We start from the raw sequence: 17,896 nt of genomic DNA, 5'->3' as shown, positions 1-17,896 counted from the left end.
AAGAAACCCTAAACTTGGCTCAGCAATCTCAAATGACTACTATGATTTCTCATGTGGCCACTTGTGATGCTGATAATCTTGGCGACTATCAAACCATACTCACAAGCACCCACACGAATTGCTTGATTCAATTTGTTAAAGAGCGATTGGTTAAGAACTTGTTGCCTCAACCGAGATGCGCATCCTACAGAAGCTCATCTCACTTAGCAACCTTTTATTTTTGATTTGTTCAATCAAATCAGTTGCTTGCGCCAGGATCAGCTTGAAGCTTCTCGCTAGCGGGAGGCGAATAATACAGGATAGAAAAAGCCGGTCAACCCCCCCTCCCGCATTTTTTATGGCGGGTCGCATACAGCCAGCCTCCACTGCGATTCCTCTCTATATAGAAGAGCGGTCTGCCCGCGCCACACCCGCCAGGCAAAACACTGGCGCCCGTACGCTGGCGGCAGCAGCCGCAGGCATCCGCCGAATCAATTGGGCCAGTGGCCATCTACACCTTAAGCTGTCGCTCGTCGGGTATAGCAATAAAGTATTGCCTTGGTGATGGCCCATCGCCATATTGGCGTTCCATTCTTGTGTGTGTGATTCATGAGCAAAATCGTGCCCTGTCTGGCAGCAATGATGCTGCTGAGTGGGTGCAATGGAGTGCCAACCTCGTATGTATCTGATCCGGTCTATGATCAGGCTTTCGTAGTCACCTCGCGCGGCCCGTTGCCGATGCTGTTGATGGCCTCTGCCATTCAGTGGAACGAGGACTACGCCGTCACCGCCAAACACACCCCGTTTCTGCCGAACATTGTCCATGAAGGCTTGGGCGATGTGGTGTTCTTCAAGCACAAGGCAACCCAGGTTCCGCTGTGGCGCCAGTATGTGCCTGGCGAAGCTGTGACAGCCGTCGGTTTCAACAGCCTGATGATGCCGATGCAAGGCAAAGGCCACGCATTGCCATCACTGGTGCGCCTGCAAGGTACCAAGGGCAGCGTGTTCTATGGCGTGCATGACGGCCCTATTACCAAAGGCATGTCGGGCGGCCCGGTGTTTGCCGACGACGGCAAGGTGCTGGGTATCAATATCGCTTATCTGTCCAGGGACGAAGTGCAGGCACATGACCGCGCCGACCTGGCCAGCAGCGAGCACATCAGTGTGTTCATGTCCTACAGCGAGATCGACAAGGAATGGCGGCGTTATCAGCATCTGCTGGCCAAGCAGGGCAGGCCGCAACTGCCAGTGACGCCGGTCAGAGGCATGGTAGTTGCGGCCACAGCACGATGAACCAAGCGTGAAAACGTTTGGTTACAGCGCCCCGACCAACAGCCGCGAACCTTGGACCTCGTCCGGCGTCGGATCTGCATCCGCTCCGTTCGAGGTCTACCGCGTGAAACAACTCATCGCCCGCAAGCTGCGCCTGGTGGCGAAGACCTTCGGCTATATCGGTTGGTCGCTGTTCTGGCTGCTGATCTGGGATGTCCTGGTCACAATCGATTTCATGCTGTTCTTCAACAGCAAGTTCACCTTGCCGCTGATGCCACTGACGTTGCTCGGCTCTGCTCTGGTGGTGCTGGTCAGCTTCCGTAACAGCAGTGCCTATAACCGCTGGTGGGAGGCACGCACCCTGTGGGGCGCGCTGGTCAACAGCTCGCGCAGTTTCGCGCGCCAGGTGCTGACCCTGATTGATGACGGCGATGAGGGCTTGAACCCGATCAAGGCTACCTTGTTACGCCGGCATGTCGCCTACGTGAATTGCCTGGCGGCGCACTTGAAGGGGGAAGCATGCCCAGACGAGCTGATGGCGTTTATCCCACCCAAGGAATTCGAGCGGCGTAATCGCTCGAACAACTTCGCCAATGACATCCTCAGCGGCTCGGCCGCCTTGCTCGCCCGCGAATACAAGGCCGGCCGGCTGGACAGCATTCGCCTGGCCAGGCTGGAGTCGACCCTGGTCGACCTGTCCAACGCGCAAGGCGGGATGGAGCGGATCGCCAACACGCCATTGCCCTACCCTTATGTGTACTTCCCGCGGTTGTTCATTTCGCTGTTCTGCCTGATCGTGCCGATCGGCCTGGTCGAGTCGCTGGGCTGGTTCACCCCACTGGCCTCGACCGTGGTGGGCTTCATGCTGCTGGCGATCGAGCGGATCGGCTCCGACCTGCAGAGCCCGTTCCGCTTCAGCGAGCATCAGATCCAGATGGACACCATCTGCGAAACCATCGAGCGCAATCTGGAGTCGATGCAGCGCGAAGCCCAGTGCGGCCAGGTAACCACGGACTAATCATCCAAGGCCAGCCAGTCATTGCCCCGGGCTGAGTATCCGCTCAAGCTCCGCGGCACGGTCGCGGGTCATGCCCATCACACATGTGCCGGCCTCGATCTGGCGCAGGGTGCCGCCGCTGGCCTGGCTATGGAGGGCGCAGTTGTCATCGCGATACTTGATCCAACTGCGCTGCGCCGTGCGCAAGGCCTTCTGCGCATCGCCTGCAAGCTTGGCCTGCAACTGCTTGTAGACACGGTTCAGACGCTGATCCTGCAGGCTGCTCTCGCTTTGGATACAGCTGCTCATGGCAACAGTACTGGAGGCCTTGTCCATACACTCGGTATAACTGGTGGAAAAGTCGTCGGCGCTCGCGGCTGCGCTCAAGCAACCCAGGATCAAGGTCATGACGATTGTAGTGCGGTTATGCATGAGCAAGTCTCGCGGATGAGTGACGGCGACCAGCCTAGCACTTCCCCACCCAAGGTCGGCCGCCAACGGCAACAATCAGACCAAACCCACTCGGCTCACTCCGTGTTCTGACAGATGCTCGCCACCCGCGAACGCAACCAGGCATGGCCGGCGTCGCCTTCCCGGCGTGCATGCCACGCCTGGGCAAAAGCAAAAGGTGCGATGGCCAATGGCGGGGCGAAGATACGCAGCGCCGGGTCCAGACGAGCCCCGCTGAGGCTACGCCGCGCCACCGTAAGTATCAGATCGGTGCCAACCAACAGTGTCTGCGCTACGCCCCAGTGCGGCAGCGTCAAGGCAATCCGCCGTTGCTCGCCCACCTGCTGCAGGGCGCGATCGATCTCATTGTCGATGCCCGGCCGCACCGCAACCAGCACGTGGGGGCGCTGCAACCACTGACTCAAGCTCAGCCCTGCGCGCTGCGGCAGGTTCCTGCGGTCGGCCACACAGACAAAACTTTCTTCGAACAGCACCTGGCGCTGCACTTCAGCCGGCCAATCGGGGAACACGCCGAGCGCCAGATCCACTTCTCCGTCGATCAACTGCCCCAGCATGGCTTCCCGGCTGCCCTGCGAGACCACCAGGTCGACCCCGGGTGCCTCTTCGCGGACCTGCCGTAACAGGCCGGGCAGCAACACCCTGGCGCCATAGTCCGACATCGACAGGCGAAAAGTACGACGCGATTTGCCGGCCTCAAAGCCAGGACTGCCAAGCAGACCGTCCAACTGCTGCAACGCATGCTGCAAAGGCTCGCGCAGGGATTGCGCCCGGGGGCTCAATTGCAGCCTGCCGCCACGCCGCACCAACAGCGGATCGGCAAAGATTTCTCGCAACTGAGCCAGCGCATGGCTCACGGCAGGCTGGCTGCGATGCAGACGCAACGCGGCGCGGGACACGTGCTGCTCACTGAGCAGCGCGTTTAGCGTCAGCAGCAGATTGAGGTCGATGCGGCGCAGATCATCCATCTAGCGAATACCAACTGTGCGGAGTTCGAATTTCCATCATTGAAATGGATAACACAGACTGCAGCCAGTGATTTCTTCAGGAGCATCCCAATGCCGCATGCACTTACCTTGTCTGTCCTGCTTCCCATGCTGATCGCCCTGCTGGCCGGCGCAGCTGTGCCGTTCCAGGCAGGCAGCAACGCCGCCCTCGGCCGACTGCTGGGGCATCCGTTATGGGCCGCGGGGGTTTCGTTATTGGTCAGCCTGATGCTGCTGATACCGGCATTGCTGGTGCTACGGGCACCGCTGCCGCCGCTGCAGAATCTGACCCAGGCGCCGTGGTGGGCCTGGCTGGGAGGCTTGGCAGGCGTGTTGTACATCACTGCTGCGCTGATTCTCACACCGCGCTTGGGTGCGGCCGGGTTTATCGTCTGCGTGATCGCCGGGCAGGTACTGTCCTCATTGCTGATCGATCAGTGGGGCTTGATGGGCCTGCCGGAAAAACCCGTCAACAGTCTCAGGCTGGCCGGCGTGGGCATGATCGTGCTCGGCATGCTGCTGGTGCAGTGGGGCACTGCGCGCTGACAACAGACCGGTCAGAAGGCCTGCGGTTGAATGGGCGGGTCCAGCACTCTTTCCACTTGAAAGCGCAGCGAGGGCATTTCGGTGGCCACGTACACCGTCACCCCCAACGCGGCGATCAAGGCCACGTCGAGCCAGCGCCATCCTGGCATTTGCGCGGCACTGCGGGCCTTCCAGCACCACCAGGCCTGCCCCGCGCAGAACAACGCGATTGCCGCCAGCCACAGGTAAAAGCCCGCGCCAAAACCAATCAGGTCCTGGAAGGCATAGCTGCGATTGTCCGGCAGGCGATCGATGCCCAGGCTGCTCGCCGCCAGATACAGCGCGGCGAGGCCCAGCACCAGTGCCAGCCGACGAAAGCGCCGGTGGCTGAGCACGGCCAGGGCCAACAAAGGATTGGCAAACCACTGGTAGTGCTCGAACGGAATCCCCCAAGGCCCGTATAGCAGGATCTGCAAGGCGGGCATATGCCGCCCCGCGCTCAGGTAGACACCGTCAAACGCCAGACTGCAGAGGAACAGCAACAGGCTCAGGGCGATATAGAACGTGGGCAACTGCAGGAACCAGCGGCGACCGGCATTCACCCGACCGTCATTCACCGTCATATCAGGCAACAGGTGGCTCCAGCAACAAGCCGTAGATACCCGAATCGGACAACTCCCCCGCCACGCACCAACGTGCCCGCAGGGTGCCTTCAAGGACAAAGCCCTGACGCTCAAGGGTACGTGCCGAGCCCTGATTGCGCGGGTCGATTTCACCTTCCAGGCGGCGCAGGTGCAGCGTGTGCGCAAGGTAATCGATAAAGCAGGTCAGTGCTTCGTCCATATAGCCGCGGCCCTGCACGCCGCTGGCCAGGCAATAGCCGATTTCGCCGCGACGGGAGACGTCGTCGATGTTGAACAGCTGGACCATGCCGATCAGCGCCCCGGTGTCGCGCCGGTACATGCCAAGCTTGAGTTGCTCGCCCTTGGCGTACGCTTCGCGGTCTGCCGCCAGAGCGCTTTGTGCCTCGGCCAGGTCCTGCCACGGGGCGTGGTGCCAGTAACGCATGACCTGCGGGTCGGCCATCATCTCCAACCACTGCGCGGCGTCGGCATGACGCATCGGGCGCAGTTGCAGGCGCGGGCTTTCAAGGAGCAAGTCAGAGGGGAAACTGCGGGGCTGGGTCACGCCGGACCTCCTGTCCATCGCTGGAAAGATGACAGTCTAGCGTCAGTCGGACCCCAGGGTCACCGGGCATTTTCAACCCAGTGCAATCACGCCACCTCGGCGCCTTCATCTGGCCAGTGCGGCTCGTTGGCCTCCAGCGGCGGTAACCCATAGGCAGCACGGGCTGCGTCGCAACTGGGATTGTGCACGCCATTGACCCAGGACGCCTCGAACTCGCGACAGGGCGTAGAACGGTTGGCGTAGATGCTGCACCCCACCTGCTTGCCAATCTCGCCATCGAGGCTGATGCAGCGGCACGGCTTGGCGTCGGTGCCGATCATGGCGACCCGGCTTGGGGTGATCTGCACCACCAGATCGTCCGGCACGACACCGCCCGATGACTGGCATTCGCCCCAGAAGAAGGACACACGGAAGTACCCGCAGCACGCGCCGCAGTCAAGGCAAGGGTTATATTCGGACATGATCGCCAGGGAGGGAGAGTTGTTGTTATCGGGGCTTGGCCCGCGGCGCCATTGTTGATCCAACCGGGGGTGGCTGAGAAGAGGGTATATGAAAAAAAACATGCCGCTGATCGGCGGCATGTCGGTTGGCTGTTGAGCGTACGAAGCGGTTACTTGGCGGTCAGCCCATCCGCCCGGAACATCTGGCGAATGCCACGGATCGCCTGACGGATGCGGTCCTGGTTTTCGATCAGGGCAAAGCGCACATGATCATCGCCGTAATCGCCGAAACCAATCCCTGGCGATACGCAGACCTTGGCCTCGGCCAGCAGCTTCTTCGCGAACTCCAGCGAGCCCAGGTGTGCGTATGCCTCGGGTATCTTCGCCCAGATGTACATCGAGGCCTTGGGGTTCTCGACCATCCAGCCCAGCTCGTGCAAGCCCTTGACCAACAGATTGCGGCGCTGGCGGTATTGCTCGGCGATGTCGCGCACGCATTGCTGATCACCCTCAAGGGCGGCAATGGCCGCTACCTGCAGCGGGGTGAAGGTGCCGTAATCGTGATAGCTCTTGATCCGCCCAAGGGCGCTGACCAGCTCTGGATTGCCGACCATGAAACCAATCCGCCAGCCGGCCATGTTGTAGCTTTTGGACAGGGTGAAGAACTCCACCGCGATGTCCTTGGCACCGGGCACCTGCATGATCGAAGGGGCCTTCCAGCCGTCGTAGACAATGTCGGCATAGGCCAGATCGTGGATGACCAGCACGTCGTATTGCTTGGCCAGCGCTACCACACGCTCGAAGAAATCCAGCTCGACACACTGCGCAGTCGGGTTGGACGGGAAGCCGAGGATCATCATTTTCGGCTTGGGGATCGACTCGCGGATCGCCCGCTCAAGCTCGGTGAAAAAATCCACCCCCGGCACCAACGGCACCGAACGCACCTGTGCACCGGCGATCACGGCACCGTAGATGTGGATGGGATAACTGGGGTTGGGCACCAGAACCGTGTCGCCATGATCAAGGGTGGCCAGCATCAAGTGCGCCAAGCCCTCTTTCGAGCCAATCGTGACGATGGCCTCGCTCTCAGGATCGATATCGACCTGATAGCGGTCCTGATACCAGCGCGAAATCGCCCGGCGCAGGCGCGGAATGCCGCGCGAGGTGGAATAACCATGAGTGTCGTCACGCTGGGCAACCTGCACCAGCTTCTCGACGATGTGCGGCGGCGTGGCGCCATCGGGGTTGCCCATGCTCAGATCAATGATGTCCTCGCCACGACGGCGGGCAGCCATCTTCAGCTCGGCAGTGATGTTGAAAACATAGGGCGGGAGACGATCTATGCGCGCAAAGCGGCGCGGCGAACCTTGGTCGGCCATGTGTACCTCGAAGACGTAAGCGCCCGGAACCGTCCGAGCGACGTTAGCCGCTGTAGCGGCCAGATCAGACAATAATGCCGAAATGATTTATCTGCAAAGGATAATTTTCTGTTTTTTTATATATTTTCAGGCGTATTACACAATTGCTCAGAAGCGGCTGCTCAGTGGCGCGCGCTGAACAGCCAGCTCGATCAGCGTAGTACCTTGTAGCTGTCTACGGTTACCCGCTCCAATGCCAAGCCTTCACTGGGCTTGAATGCACTGCCGGTAACCTTGCTGAAGGACGTTTCATCGGTGCCGAAGTGAACAAAGCGGTCTGCTGCACTGCCCTCTGTCACCACCGTGTAGGACTTCTTGCGCATCGCTGTGTAGCGCTCGTTCTCTGCGATCATTTCCTTGTGATACTGCATCAACTGGATATCGCTGAGCTGCAGCCGGTTGTTGAGCTTCACGCCCCAACGGGTCAGGCAGACTTCGGCAAAATGGCGCACCAGCAAGCCCGGCTCATCGAGGTGCTTGCCACCGCCGGCACCATCGACCGAAGCGTTACCGACCAATGTGGCATGCCGACCGTGCATAGGGAAGACGTGGATGCGAGTAGCCGCGGCCACACTCGGTATAACGCAGGCAAAGCCTTTTGAACGCTCGTCACGCGAGTAGAAGCCGACGTACTCCTTCACATTGCTGGCCAGCTGTACGCGGCGCTTGTCGATATTGCCTACCCCGGGTACGGGGTCGATGGCAAAGATGTTGACCGGAATGTGCTTGAGTTCCGGGTCGCTGGCCAGGGTATTGGCGAGCATATGGCAGCTGATGCCGCCGCGACTCCAGCCGACCAGATTGATCTGGGTCGGAATCAGCGGTTTGCGGAAGCGAGTAATGATCCCCTGATAGAGCTCTTGCTTGGCAAAGCTGTCGCCATAGTCGTACGTACGCCAAAACCACGAAGAGCCAGCCTCGGCATCCGGGACCTCAACCCCGCGTTTCTTCAAGTCTTCGTACTCTTCTTTGCTGAGCTTGGTGCGCTGCCAGTTGGTTTTGCCCTTGATCACCTGCACCACGTGGGCGACGTTTTCTTCCCAGCCGCGGCCAAACAGCTGACCGGTCCAGTTGAAATAACTGCCTGGCTTGACGAACAGGTCATCGTCCTGCAGGTTGCCGCTGCCTGGGCCATCGACAGCAATTTGCTCAGCCCAGAGCCGGCCTTGGTCGTTGTGGGCCAACGTCGAGACCAGTTCACCGTTCCAGAAATCAGGGTTGGCGGTGTCATATCGGGTGGAACCGGTGCCACAGAAATAGGCCGTAAATACACTCATCTGGATGTCTCCTGGGGACTAGGGAGGCACACCATATGGCGTGTGAGGCGGTGCCGAGCAGGCGGAAGAACTGCCATGCTCAAGGCAAAAAAAAGCCCCGACACACGGCCAGGGCTTCTTCACAACAGATGTCTTCAGCGGGCGTAAGTCATCAACACGTCAGCAGCAGTCTGGCTGTCTACCGACATCATCACGCTCAAGGCGGTCACGGTGAGGATAGAGAAGCCGAATACCTTGCGCGCCCACTTGCTGTCATCTTCAGCCTTGTAGCCGCCCCAGGCCATGTACAACCAGTACAGGCCCATACCGGCGGCAACCGCCATGTAGCCGAGCCCGGCGTAACCGCCGAGGGTCAGCATCAGGGTAGCGAGGACGAATGCCAGCACGTACAGCACGATCTGCTTTTTCGCCGCGAGGATACCGCGCGCCACCGGCAGAACCGGAATATTGGCAGCGCTGTAATCCTTGAAGCGGAAGATCGCGATGGCAAAGCTGTGCGGCATCTGCCACAGGCTGAACATCACCAGCAGGGTCACTGCAGCCAGGTCGAAGCTGTTGCTCACGGCGCAGTAGCCGATCACCGGAGGCATGGCACCGGACAGGCTGCCAACCAAGGTGCCGTGCACCGATTTGCGCTTCAGCCAGAGGCTGTAGAAACCGACGTAGACGACGAACCCGATCAGGGCGCAGTACGCCGCCAACGGGTTGGCCTGCACGTACAGCAAGCTGAAACCACCCAGCCCAAGCAGGGTGGCGTAAATCAGCGCCAGCGGCAGCGACATGCCGCCCTGGACCATCACGCGGTTCTTGGTGCGCTCCATCTTGATGTCGATGTCACGGTCGATGCAGTTGTTGAACACGCAACCGGACGCCACCACCATCGAGGTACCGAGCACCACCGCCAGGAACAGGGCGAAATCCACATGCCCGCTGGAGGCAAGGAAGAAGCCGCCTGCCACGGAAAGCACGTTACCGAAAATGATCCCCGGTTTGGTGATTTGGATAAAGTGCTTCAGTGACATGCAGTCTTACCTCACTTGGCCATCATTTCGAAGTGGATGCTGAACATGATCCACAGCGACAGGCCGACCAGCAGCGCGATTACCAGAATGGTGAACAGGAACGTCGACACATTGGAACGCTGCTCTTTCGAGCGGTCCATGTGCAGGAAGTACACCAGGTGTACCACTACCTGAATGACGGCCATGGCCACCACGATCAGGACGGTCAGGTTCTTCGGAAAGGTCGGGAACATGACCAGGCCGAACGGGATCGCAGTCAGGATGATCGACAGTACGAAACCGACCATGTACGACTTGACGCTGCCGTGGCTACCTTCGTGATGAGTGTCGTGTGCGTTAGCCATTACAGAACCCCCAACAGGTAAACGACGGTGAATACGCAGATCCAGACCACGTCGAGGAAGTGCCAGAACAGGCTCAGGCAGCTCATGCGGGTCTTGGCAGTCGGCGTGATGCCGTGCTTGTTGATCTGATACATCATGATCGCCATCCAGATCAGACCGGCAGTCACGTGCAGACCGTGGGTACCGACCAGCGCGAAGAACGCCGACAGGAAGCCACTGCGCTGCGGGCCGTAACCCTCAGAGATCAGGTGATGGAACTCATAGATTTCCATCGCGATGAAGCCAGCACCGAACAGGAAGGTCACAGCCAACCAGCCCAGTACACCTGCCTTGTTGCCGTCGAACATCTTCAGCATGGCGAAGCCGAAGGTGATCGAGGACAGCAGCAGGAACGCGGTTTCAACCAGCACGAAGTCGAGCTGGAAGATGTCGTGACCCGACGGGCCGCCGGCGAAACCGCCGGACAGCACCGCGTAGGTGGCGAAGAGCGACGCAAACAGGATGCAGTCGGTCATCAGGTACAGCCAGAAACCAAGTACGGTCATCTGGCCCGAGTCGTGGTGGTGATCGTCGTGCCCATGGTCATGACCATGAGCGTCACCGTGGATTACTTGACTGGACATTGATTACACCCGTTCAAACGATTCGACACGTGCGCCGGCAGGCAGAGCACCTGCTTTGGCCAACGCTTGCATGCGCTCGCCTTCGATGCGCGCCACTTCTTCAGCCGGCACCATGTAGCCCTGGTCGTCACGTGCAGCGTGGCGAACGAAGACTGCGATGGTTGCTACCAGGCTTGCGCCAACCAGCCACCAGATATGCCAGATGAAGGCAAAGCCGAAGACGGTCAACAACATGCCCATGAACAGACCGGTAGAGGTGTTGCTTGGCATGTGGATCGCTTCGTACTTGGCCGGAACCTTGTACGCAACTTCGGCTTCCTTGGCTTCGTGCCAGGCGTCCAGACCAACTTTCTCAGGCATGTGAGCGAAGTTGTAGAACGGCGGCGGCGAAGAAGTCGACCACTCCAGCGTACGGCCACCCCATGGATCGCCAGTGACGTCCAGGTTCTGATTGCGATCGCGGATCGACACGAACAGCTGGATCAGCTGGCAAGCGATACCGAACAGGATCAGCACGGCGCCGACTACCGCTACCCACAGGTAGGGTTCCCACAGTGGGTTTTCGGTGTGGTTCAGACGACGGGTCATGCCCATGAAGCCCAGGGCGTACAGCGGCATGAACGCAACGTAGAAGCCCGAGATCCAGAACCAGAAGGCAGCTTTGCCCCACTTCTCGTTCAGGGTGAAACCAAAGGCTTTCGGGAACCAGAAGGCGAAGCCGGCAATGTAGCCGAATACCGCACCACCGATGATCACGTTGTGGAAGTGAGCGATAACGAACAGGCTGTTGTGCAGCACGAAGTCAGCACCTGGAACGGCCAGCAGAACGCCAGTCATGCCACCGATCGAGAAGGTGACCATGAAGCCCAGGGTCCACAGCATCGGCGCGGTGAAGCGCACGCGGCCTTGATACATGGTGAACAGCCAGTTGAACAACTTCACACCGGTCGGGATGGAGATCAACATCGTCGCCAGGCCGAAGAAGGTGTTGACGCTCGCGCCGGCACCCATGGTGAAGAAGTGGTGCAGCCAAACTGCAAAGCCGAGAATGGCGATCGCGCCCGATGCATAGATCATCGAGTGGTGGCCGAACAGGCGTTTGCCAGAGAACGTCGAGGTAACTTCCGAGAACACGCCGAAGGCCGGCAGAATCAGAATGTAAACCTCAGGGTGACCCCACGCCCAGAACAGGTTGACGTACATCATCGGGTTCCCACCAAGCTCGTTGGTGAAGATATGGAAGTCCAGATAACGGTCAACAGTCAGCAGAGCGAGTGCAGCGGTCAGGATCGGGAACGAAGCCACGATCAGCACGTTGGCCCAGGTGCAGGTCCAGGTGAAGATCGGCATGTCCATCAGCTTCATGCCAGGCGCGCGCATTTTCATCACGGTGACGAGGAAGTTGACGCCGGTCAGCGTTGTCCCCAGACCCGATAGCTGCAGTGCCCAGATGTAGTAGTCGACACCCACGCCCGGACTGTACTGAATACCCGCAAGCGGCGGATACGCAACCCAGCCAGTCTTGGCGAACTCACCAACACCCAGGGAGATGTTGACCAGCAGCACGCCTGCCAGCAGCAGGTAGAAGCTCAGGGAGTTGAGGAACGGGAAGGCCACGTCACGTGCACCGATCTGCAGCGGAACCGCAAGGTTCATCAGACCAGTGAAGAACGGCATCGCCATGAAGATGATCATGATCACACCGTGCGCGGTGAAGATCTGGTCATAGTGTTCAGGCGGCAGATAGCCGGTGTCGCCACCCGTGGCCACGGCCAGCTGGGTACGCATCATGATGGCGTCGGCAAAGCCGCGGATCAGCATGATCATGGCGACGATGATGTACATCACGCCGATTTTCTTGTGGTCGACAGTCGTCAGCCACTCGGTCCACAAGTAGGTCCACTTGCGGAAGTAGGTGATCAGACCTACTACAGCGATACCACCCAGCGCGATCATGGCAAGTGTCACCATGACTATCGGCTCGTGATACGGGATCGCCTCCAGACTTAATTTACCGAACATCTCTTACTCCTCTGCCCCGGCAGCTGGTTGCTTACTCGACTCCACACCCTGGGTTGTGGCCAGGTCTTTGCTGCCTTGTTCTTCGTGGTTCGGCCGACCGCGGTTCATGCCTTCGTACTTGTCGACGATGGTCTGGAACTGGTCAGGCGAGGCCACGCTGTACAGCGTGACTGGGTGGTTTTCGCTTGGTTTGGCCAAGGCTTCGTATTCAGCCTTGCTCAGCGTTTTTGGCGACTGCTTGACTTCAGCAACCCACTTCTCGAAGTCGGCCTGGGAAGTGGCAGTAGCCTTGAACTTCATGCCGGTGAAACCAGCACCGCTGTAGTTGGCGCTGATACCGTCAAACACACCGTTCTCGTTGGCGATCAGGTGCAGTTTGGTGGTCATGCCCGCCATCGCGTAGATCTGGCCGCCCAGACCCGGGATGAAGAACGAGTTCATCACAGCATCCGAGGTCACACGGAAGTTCACCGGCGTGTTGGCCGGGAAGACCAGCGTGTTGACGGTGGCAATGCCCTGTTCCGGATAGATGAACAGCCATTTCCAGTCCAGCGCGACCACATCGACCTGCACCGGCTTCACGTCGGAATCCAGCGGACGATACGGATCCAGCTTGTGCGTGGACACGTAGGTCACGTAGCCCAGGGCAACGATGATGATGACCGGGATGATCCACACGGCCAGTTCGATCTTGGTCGAGTGCGACCAGTCTGGGGTGTAGGTGGCTGCCTTGTTGGAAGCACGATACTTCCAGGCAAATGCCAAAGTCATGATGATGACCGGCACAACCACCAGCAGCATCAGGCCGGTAGCGATCAGGATAAGGTTCTTTTGCTCAATGCCGACCTGACCCTTCGGGTCGAGCAGGGTCCAGTTGCACCCACTGAGTAAAAGCATGCCTAAAAAGGGCAATATGCCAAACAGTCTGGGGTAACGCTTTTTACTCATCTCACGACCTCTAGATCAGCTTGCTTCAATGCAATTTGTGTTTTGGTCACCAACACTTCGTCCTGCCAAGCGTCAGCAATTTTGGCTCGAATTCGCTCCTGCCTGGGATCCTCAACGTGGACCTGGGCGGTTAGCGGGCTTAACGGTATTTATGGTGTAGGCAAACGGCCCGTACAGCTGTACCAAGTCCATTTGGTGCGGGTTAACGCGGAGGGGTGTCCGCCCGGTATCGCCGTTGGGCGAAACTTGACGAAGTCAGCAAAAAGGAGGCCGTGGCTTCCTTCAAATCCTGCGACTCGCAAGCAGTGCCGAACGGAAATTGGGGGCGATTGTAGATAGGTCGCCCACCCTTGACTATGACTTATTGAGCAACAGTCTTTTGCAGATTCGGTAACAATGGAGTAGGGAAAATCAGGTTCGCGACAGTTTGTCGCACCCCATCCTACAGGCCTGAAACACTTATCCTGCAAGGCTTTGTCATTGATCTGGATCAAGCGAATGGCGAGAAAAGGGGCTTCTCTCGCCGTGCAACAGACTTGCGCTCAAACGGTACTTTGGTCTAAGCCCGTTTGCGGTTGCGATAGATGCCTACCGGCACCAGAATCGCGGTCAGCACGAACGCCAGCAGCGCCCATTGTGCCAGCGACAGACCCAGCAGCGGAGGGTATGGCGTGCTGCAGAAACCCTCGACCTGGAACGCCAGTGGCCAGACCTTGGCCAGTGGCAAGTCATCGACGATCGGTTGCAGGGTATCGATACCGCAACTGACCGCAGGGTTGGCGAGTATATACACATGGCGCCCAGCCGCAACGATTCCGCCAATGGCACTGAGTACCACCAGCCCTTCGAACAGGGTCAGGCCCCGACGGTTGGGCATTGCCGCGCCGATGAAGGCAAACAGCGCGATCAGCAGCAATGCATAGCGTTGCAGGATGCACAGCGGGCATGGCGCCTCGCCGAGGACAATCTGCATATACAGCGCGCCGCCAATCAGCGCCAGGCAGATCAGGCCCAGCAGGGCCAGAAAGCGCCGTTCACGGTTCAGGCGCGAGAGTTGTTGGTTCATTGCCGATTCCTTCGAGGGAGAGTGACAGCACGCAGGCCAGCCGCTGGGCAGTTTACACGCTGGCCATGAGCGTGGATGCGTCGAGACAACGGCAAGCGCCACTCTCCGGAGACACTAGGACCGAGCCAAACCTCTTCAGTTCAACGACGGCCCTGTATATAGGCGGGCGAATGCCGGGCAGGCGCAGGCGCCTCGACACACGCAAGTGAAGGATAGCGGGATTAAAGCGAGATTAAGCTGCAGCCGGCCCGTGATCGCGCGAGCCGGCTGTTACAACGGGTTTACTCCAGCGCAGCCGCCGGCCCGAAGAACTCGTAACGGCTCTGCGCCTCGGGCACGCCCAACCCTTTGAGCTGGCGTTTGACCGCCGCCATGAATGCCTTCGGCCCCAGGAAGTAAGCATCGACATCCCGCTCCTGCGGCAGCCATGCGGCCAATTGCTGCTCGCTCAACAGGCCCACGGCGTCTGCGCCCTGCCCCGCTTCGGCGTAGCAGTAAAAGCGTTTGAGCTGCGGATGACGCTCAGCCAGCGCGTCTACCCAGTCGCGGAAGGCATGCACTGCGCCATTACGTGCGCAATGAATGAAATGCACCGGACGCTGCGTCGTCAGGGCGGCCTCGAGCATGGCCAGGGTCGGCGTGATGCCGACCCCACCGCTGATCAGTACCAACGGCTTGTCGCTAGCCGCCAGGGTGAAGTCGCCTGACGGTGGGAACAGATTGAGCGTATCGCCCACCATCAGTTGCTCATGCAGATAGTTGGAGACCTTGCCGCCCGCCTCCCGCTTGACGCTGATGCGGTACTGCTGGCCATCGCTCAGTGCCGACAGCGAATAGTTGCGGCGCTGCTCGATGCCATCGATGAACAGCTGCAGGCCGATGTACTGACCAGGCTCGGCCTTGAGCACCGGCTGGCCGTCCTGCGCGGCAAAATAGAACGAGACGATCTCGCTGCTTTCCTGCTCGCGGCGTACCAAGCGAAACTCACGCGCGCCACGCCAGCCGCCAGTGGCCTGCTCCTTCTGCTGATACAGGCCTTCTTCAGCGCCGATGAGGATGTCGGCCAGCTGGCCGTAGGCACCGGCCCAGGCCTCGATCACCGCAGGTGTGGCGATGTCCTTGCCCAATACTTCCTCGATGGCGCGCAGCAAGCAGCGACCGACGATCGGGTAGTGCTCAGGCAGGATCTGCAAGGCGACATGCTTGTTGATGATCTGCCCGACCAAACCGCCCAGTTGCTCGAGCTGGTCGATATGGCGGGCATACATCAGTACGCCATTGGCCAGCGCCCGCGGTTGATCGCCGCTGGCCTGGTGAGCCTGGTTGAACAGCGGACGTACCTCTGGGTATTCACTGAGCATCATTTTATAGAAATGGGTGGTCAGCGCTTCCCCGCCGCTTTCCAGCAACGGTACGGTGGCTTTGACGATTGCACGTTGGTCGGCATTGAGCATTGCAGCAACTCCTGAGGGGCTTCAAATGGATGCAGATGCTGTTACAGCTATCATGCCAACTATCCGCCCCAGCAAAACCGGGACATTCAACCAAGCAGTGTCAAAATGACCAATCCCGGACTATAGTCATAAAGACCAAAAGGAGTCTTTATGACCGCAAAGCCACTGCTCACTGCCCTTCTTCCGCTGGTCAGCGACCTGTCCCGCGATCTGCCCGACCAGGAACGCTACCGGCGCTTGCTGCAAGCCATGCGCAGCCTGCTGCCTTGCGACGCGGCTGCGTTGCTCCGGTTGGATGGCGAATGGCTGGTGCCGCTGGCGGTCGACGGGCTTGCCCCGGATACCCTTGGCCGGCGCTTTCGGGTCAGCGAGCATCCGCGCTTCAAGATTCTGCTCAGCCACAGCGAACCGACCCGCTTCGCCAGTGACAGCGACCTGCCCGACCCGTACGACGGCCTGGTCAACGCCCCTGACGCCAACCTGGAGGTCCATGACTGCATGGGTTGCCCGTTGCTGGTCGACGAGCAGCCGTGGGGTCTGCTGACCCTCGATGCACTGACCCCGGGGCAGTTTCAGAGCCTGGAACTGGAAGCTTTGCAGGCCTTCGCCAGCCTCGCCGCCGCCACGGTCACCGTCGCCGAGCGGATTCAGCACCTGGCCCTGCGCGTCGAGGACGAGCACCAGCGAGCCGAGGTCTATCGCCAGGCCAGTGGCCAGGACAAGGAGCTGATCGGCCAGAGCAAGGCCCACACCCATCTGCTCGAAGAAATCCGCCTGGTCGGCAGCAGCGACCTGACCGTGTTGATCACCGGCGAAACCGGCGTTGGCAAGGAGCTGGTCGCCCAGGCCCTGCACCAGGCCAGCAGCCGCGCCAACAAGCCGCTGATCAGCCTCAACTGCGCAGCGCTGCCGGACACCCTGGTCGAGAGCGAGCTGTTCGGCCATGTCCGCGGCGCCTTCACCGGCGCCCATGGCGAGCGTCGCGGCAAGTTCGAACTGGCCAACGGCGGTACCTTGTTCCTGGATGAGGTCGGCGAGCTGTCGCTGACGGTCCAGGCCAAGCTGCTGCGAGTGCTGCAAAGCGGCCAATTGCAACGGCTCGGCTCGGACCGCGAGCACCATGTCGACGTGCGCCTGATCGCCGCGACCAACCGCGACCTCGCCGACGAAGTGCGCAACGGCCGTTACCGCGCCGACTTCTATCATCGCTTGAGTGTGTACCCCTTGCAGGTGCCGCCGCTGCGCGAGCGCGGCCGCGACGTGCTCCTGCTGGCCGGTTACTTCCTCGAACAAAACCGCTCGCGCCTGGGCTTGAACAGCCTGCGTCTGAGCAGCGAAGCCCAGGCCGCCTTGCTGGCGTACGACTGGCCAGGGAACGTGCGCGAGCTGGAACACCTCATTGGCCGTTCAGCGCTCAAGGCGCTTGGCCAGCAAGCACAGCGCCCGCGCATTCTCACCCTGCAGGCCGCTGACCTCGACCTGCGCAGCGTAGCGCCCATGCCAGCCGCGGCGCTGCCGCTGCCCGCCGATGCGATTCAGACGACGAACGGCGACCTGCGTACGGCCGTCGATAGTTATCAACGCCAGCTGATCGAGGCCTGCCTGCAAAAGCACCAGAACAACTGGGCGAGCGCGGCTCGCGAGCTCGGTCTGGACCGGGCAAACCTCAGCCGTTTATGTCGTCGGCTAGGCCTCAAATGAGGGCGACTGTACAAAAGGATTAACCCAGAAAGCCTCTGGTTGGCTCCCGCACGGCTGCTATATCTCCCTTACTAACGGTGAACAAGGACCGCTCTGGGCGGCTGCTGCGCACGTCTGCGCCGGCCCTCTGGTCTATGTTCACCGCCGGTCCATCAGCAGGGAGCAC

The 17,896-nt window shown here is 60.0% G+C and carries 18 protein-coding genes; 4 read left to right on the top strand and 14 right to left on the bottom strand.

The window, feature by feature from the left end; genetic code table 11:
• Positions 1–621 precede the first annotated feature (621 nt).
• The gene (locus tag M2396_RS21680) at positions 622–1,272 is read left to right on the top strand and encodes a trypsin-like peptidase domain-containing protein (protein WP_150570102.1); all 651 of its coding nucleotides are present in this window, start codon (positions 622–624) and stop codon (positions 1,270–1,272) included.
• Between the two features lie 103 nt (positions 1,273–1,375).
• Positions 1,376–2,269, top strand: a complete 894-nt coding sequence (locus M2396_RS21675) for a bestrophin family protein (RefSeq protein WP_101322946.1) — start codon at positions 1,376–1,378, stop codon at positions 2,267–2,269.
• 18 nt (positions 2,270–2,287) lie between these two features.
• Here the strand turns inward: M2396_RS21675 and M2396_RS21670 are convergent, their stop codons facing one another.
• Together M2396_RS21670 and M2396_RS21665 are read right to left on the bottom strand one after the other, a co-directional pair.
• A complete protein-coding gene (locus M2396_RS21670) occupies positions 2,288–2,680 on the bottom strand; it encodes a lysozyme inhibitor LprI family protein (protein ID WP_259077884.1) in 393 nt (130 codons plus the stop codon).
• A 95-nt stretch (positions 2,681–2,775) separates the two neighbouring features.
• Positions 2,776–3,684 carry a LysR family transcriptional regulator gene (locus M2396_RS21665; RefSeq protein ID WP_101316658.1) on the bottom strand — a complete coding sequence of 303 codons (909 nt, stop codon included), beginning with the start codon at positions 3,682–3,684 and terminating at the stop codon, positions 2,776–2,778.
• A gap of 90 nt (positions 3,685–3,774) precedes the next feature.
• Here M2396_RS21665 and M2396_RS21660 point away from each other — a divergent pair, with 90 nt between their 5' ends.
• Complete coding sequence (locus tag M2396_RS21660) at positions 3,775–4,248, top strand: DMT family transporter (RefSeq protein ID WP_188035380.1); 474 nt, start codon at positions 3,775–3,777, stop codon at positions 4,246–4,248.
• 11 nt (positions 4,249–4,259) lie between these two features.
• On the opposite strand, the gene M2396_RS21655 is transcribed toward M2396_RS21660, so the two are convergent.
• The 12 genes from M2396_RS21655 to hmpA form a co-directional block, all read right to left on the bottom strand.
• Positions 4,260–4,799, bottom strand: a complete 540-nt coding sequence (locus M2396_RS21655) for a hypothetical protein (RefSeq protein ID WP_150570100.1) — start codon at positions 4,797–4,799, stop codon at positions 4,260–4,262.
• A 52-nt stretch (positions 4,800–4,851) separates the two neighbouring features.
• The gene (locus tag M2396_RS21650) at positions 4,852–5,415 is read right to left on the bottom strand and encodes a GNAT family N-acetyltransferase (protein WP_259077880.1); all 564 of its coding nucleotides are present in this window, start codon (positions 5,413–5,415) and stop codon (positions 4,852–4,854) included.
• Between the two features lie 86 nt (positions 5,416–5,501).
• The gene (locus tag M2396_RS21645) at positions 5,502–5,876 is read right to left on the bottom strand and encodes a YkgJ family cysteine cluster protein (protein ID WP_101316652.1); all 375 of its coding nucleotides are present in this window, start codon (positions 5,874–5,876) and stop codon (positions 5,502–5,504) included.
• Positions 5,877–6,025: 149 nt separating this feature from the next.
• Positions 6,026–7,234 carry an alanine transaminase gene (gene alaC, locus M2396_RS21640; RefSeq protein ID WP_101316650.1) on the bottom strand — a complete coding sequence of 403 codons (1,209 nt, stop codon included), beginning with the start codon at positions 7,232–7,234 and terminating at the stop codon, positions 6,026–6,028.
• Between the two features lie 191 nt (positions 7,235–7,425).
• The gene (locus M2396_RS21635; protein ID WP_259077878.1) at positions 7,426–8,550 is read right to left on the bottom strand and encodes a hypothetical protein; all 1,125 of its coding nucleotides are present in this window, start codon (positions 8,548–8,550) and stop codon (positions 7,426–7,428) included.
• A 134-nt stretch (positions 8,551–8,684) separates the two neighbouring features.
• Positions 8,685–9,572: a heme o synthase gene (gene cyoE / locus M2396_RS21630; protein WP_103436097.1), complete on the bottom strand. Its 888-nt coding sequence runs from the start codon at positions 9,570–9,572 to the stop codon at positions 8,685–8,687.
• 11 nt (positions 9,573–9,583) lie between these two features.
• The gene (cyoD, locus tag M2396_RS21625) at positions 9,584–9,916 is read right to left on the bottom strand and encodes a cytochrome o ubiquinol oxidase subunit IV (RefSeq protein ID WP_150570092.1); all 333 of its coding nucleotides are present in this window, start codon (positions 9,914–9,916) and stop codon (positions 9,584–9,586) included.
• Positions 9,916–10,539 (bottom strand): cytochrome o ubiquinol oxidase subunit III, encoded by a 624-nt coding sequence (locus tag M2396_RS21620; RefSeq protein ID WP_101316642.1) that lies wholly within the window; start codon positions 10,537–10,539, stop codon positions 9,916–9,918. Before M2396_RS21620 ends, cyoD begins: the two co-directional genes overlap by 1 nt.
• Before the next feature lie 3 nt (positions 10,540–10,542).
• A complete protein-coding gene (cyoB, locus tag M2396_RS21615) occupies positions 10,543–12,561 on the bottom strand; it encodes a cytochrome o ubiquinol oxidase subunit I (RefSeq protein ID WP_150573526.1) in 2,019 nt (672 codons plus the stop codon).
• A 3-nt stretch (positions 12,562–12,564) separates the two neighbouring features.
• Positions 12,565–13,509: a ubiquinol oxidase subunit II gene (gene cyoA / locus M2396_RS21610; protein ID WP_101316638.1), complete on the bottom strand. Its 945-nt coding sequence runs from the start codon at positions 13,507–13,509 to the stop codon at positions 12,565–12,567.
• Positions 13,510–14,068: 559 nt separating this feature from the next.
• Positions 14,069–14,575: a disulfide bond formation protein B gene (locus M2396_RS21605; protein WP_259077873.1), complete on the bottom strand. Its 507-nt coding sequence runs from the start codon at positions 14,573–14,575 to the stop codon at positions 14,069–14,071.
• Between the two features lie 281 nt (positions 14,576–14,856).
• Positions 14,857–16,029 (bottom strand): NO-inducible flavohemoprotein, encoded by a 1,173-nt coding sequence (gene hmpA, locus M2396_RS21600; RefSeq protein ID WP_101316634.1) that lies wholly within the window; start codon positions 16,027–16,029, stop codon positions 14,857–14,859.
• Between the two features lie 150 nt (positions 16,030–16,179).
• Between hmpA and norR the strand changes: the two genes are divergently transcribed.
• Complete coding sequence (norR, locus tag M2396_RS21595; RefSeq protein WP_220633110.1) at positions 16,180–17,730, top strand: nitric oxide reductase transcriptional regulator NorR; 1,551 nt, start codon at positions 16,180–16,182, stop codon at positions 17,728–17,730.
• Positions 17,731–17,896: the final 166 nt, after the last annotated feature.

The organism is Pseudomonas sp. BIGb0278, from assembly GCF_024809895.1.
GTDB lineage: Bacteria > Pseudomonadota > Gammaproteobacteria > Pseudomonadales > Pseudomonadaceae > Aquipseudomonas > Aquipseudomonas shirazensis.
This window is presented reverse-complemented; position numbering and strand designations above follow the sequence as displayed.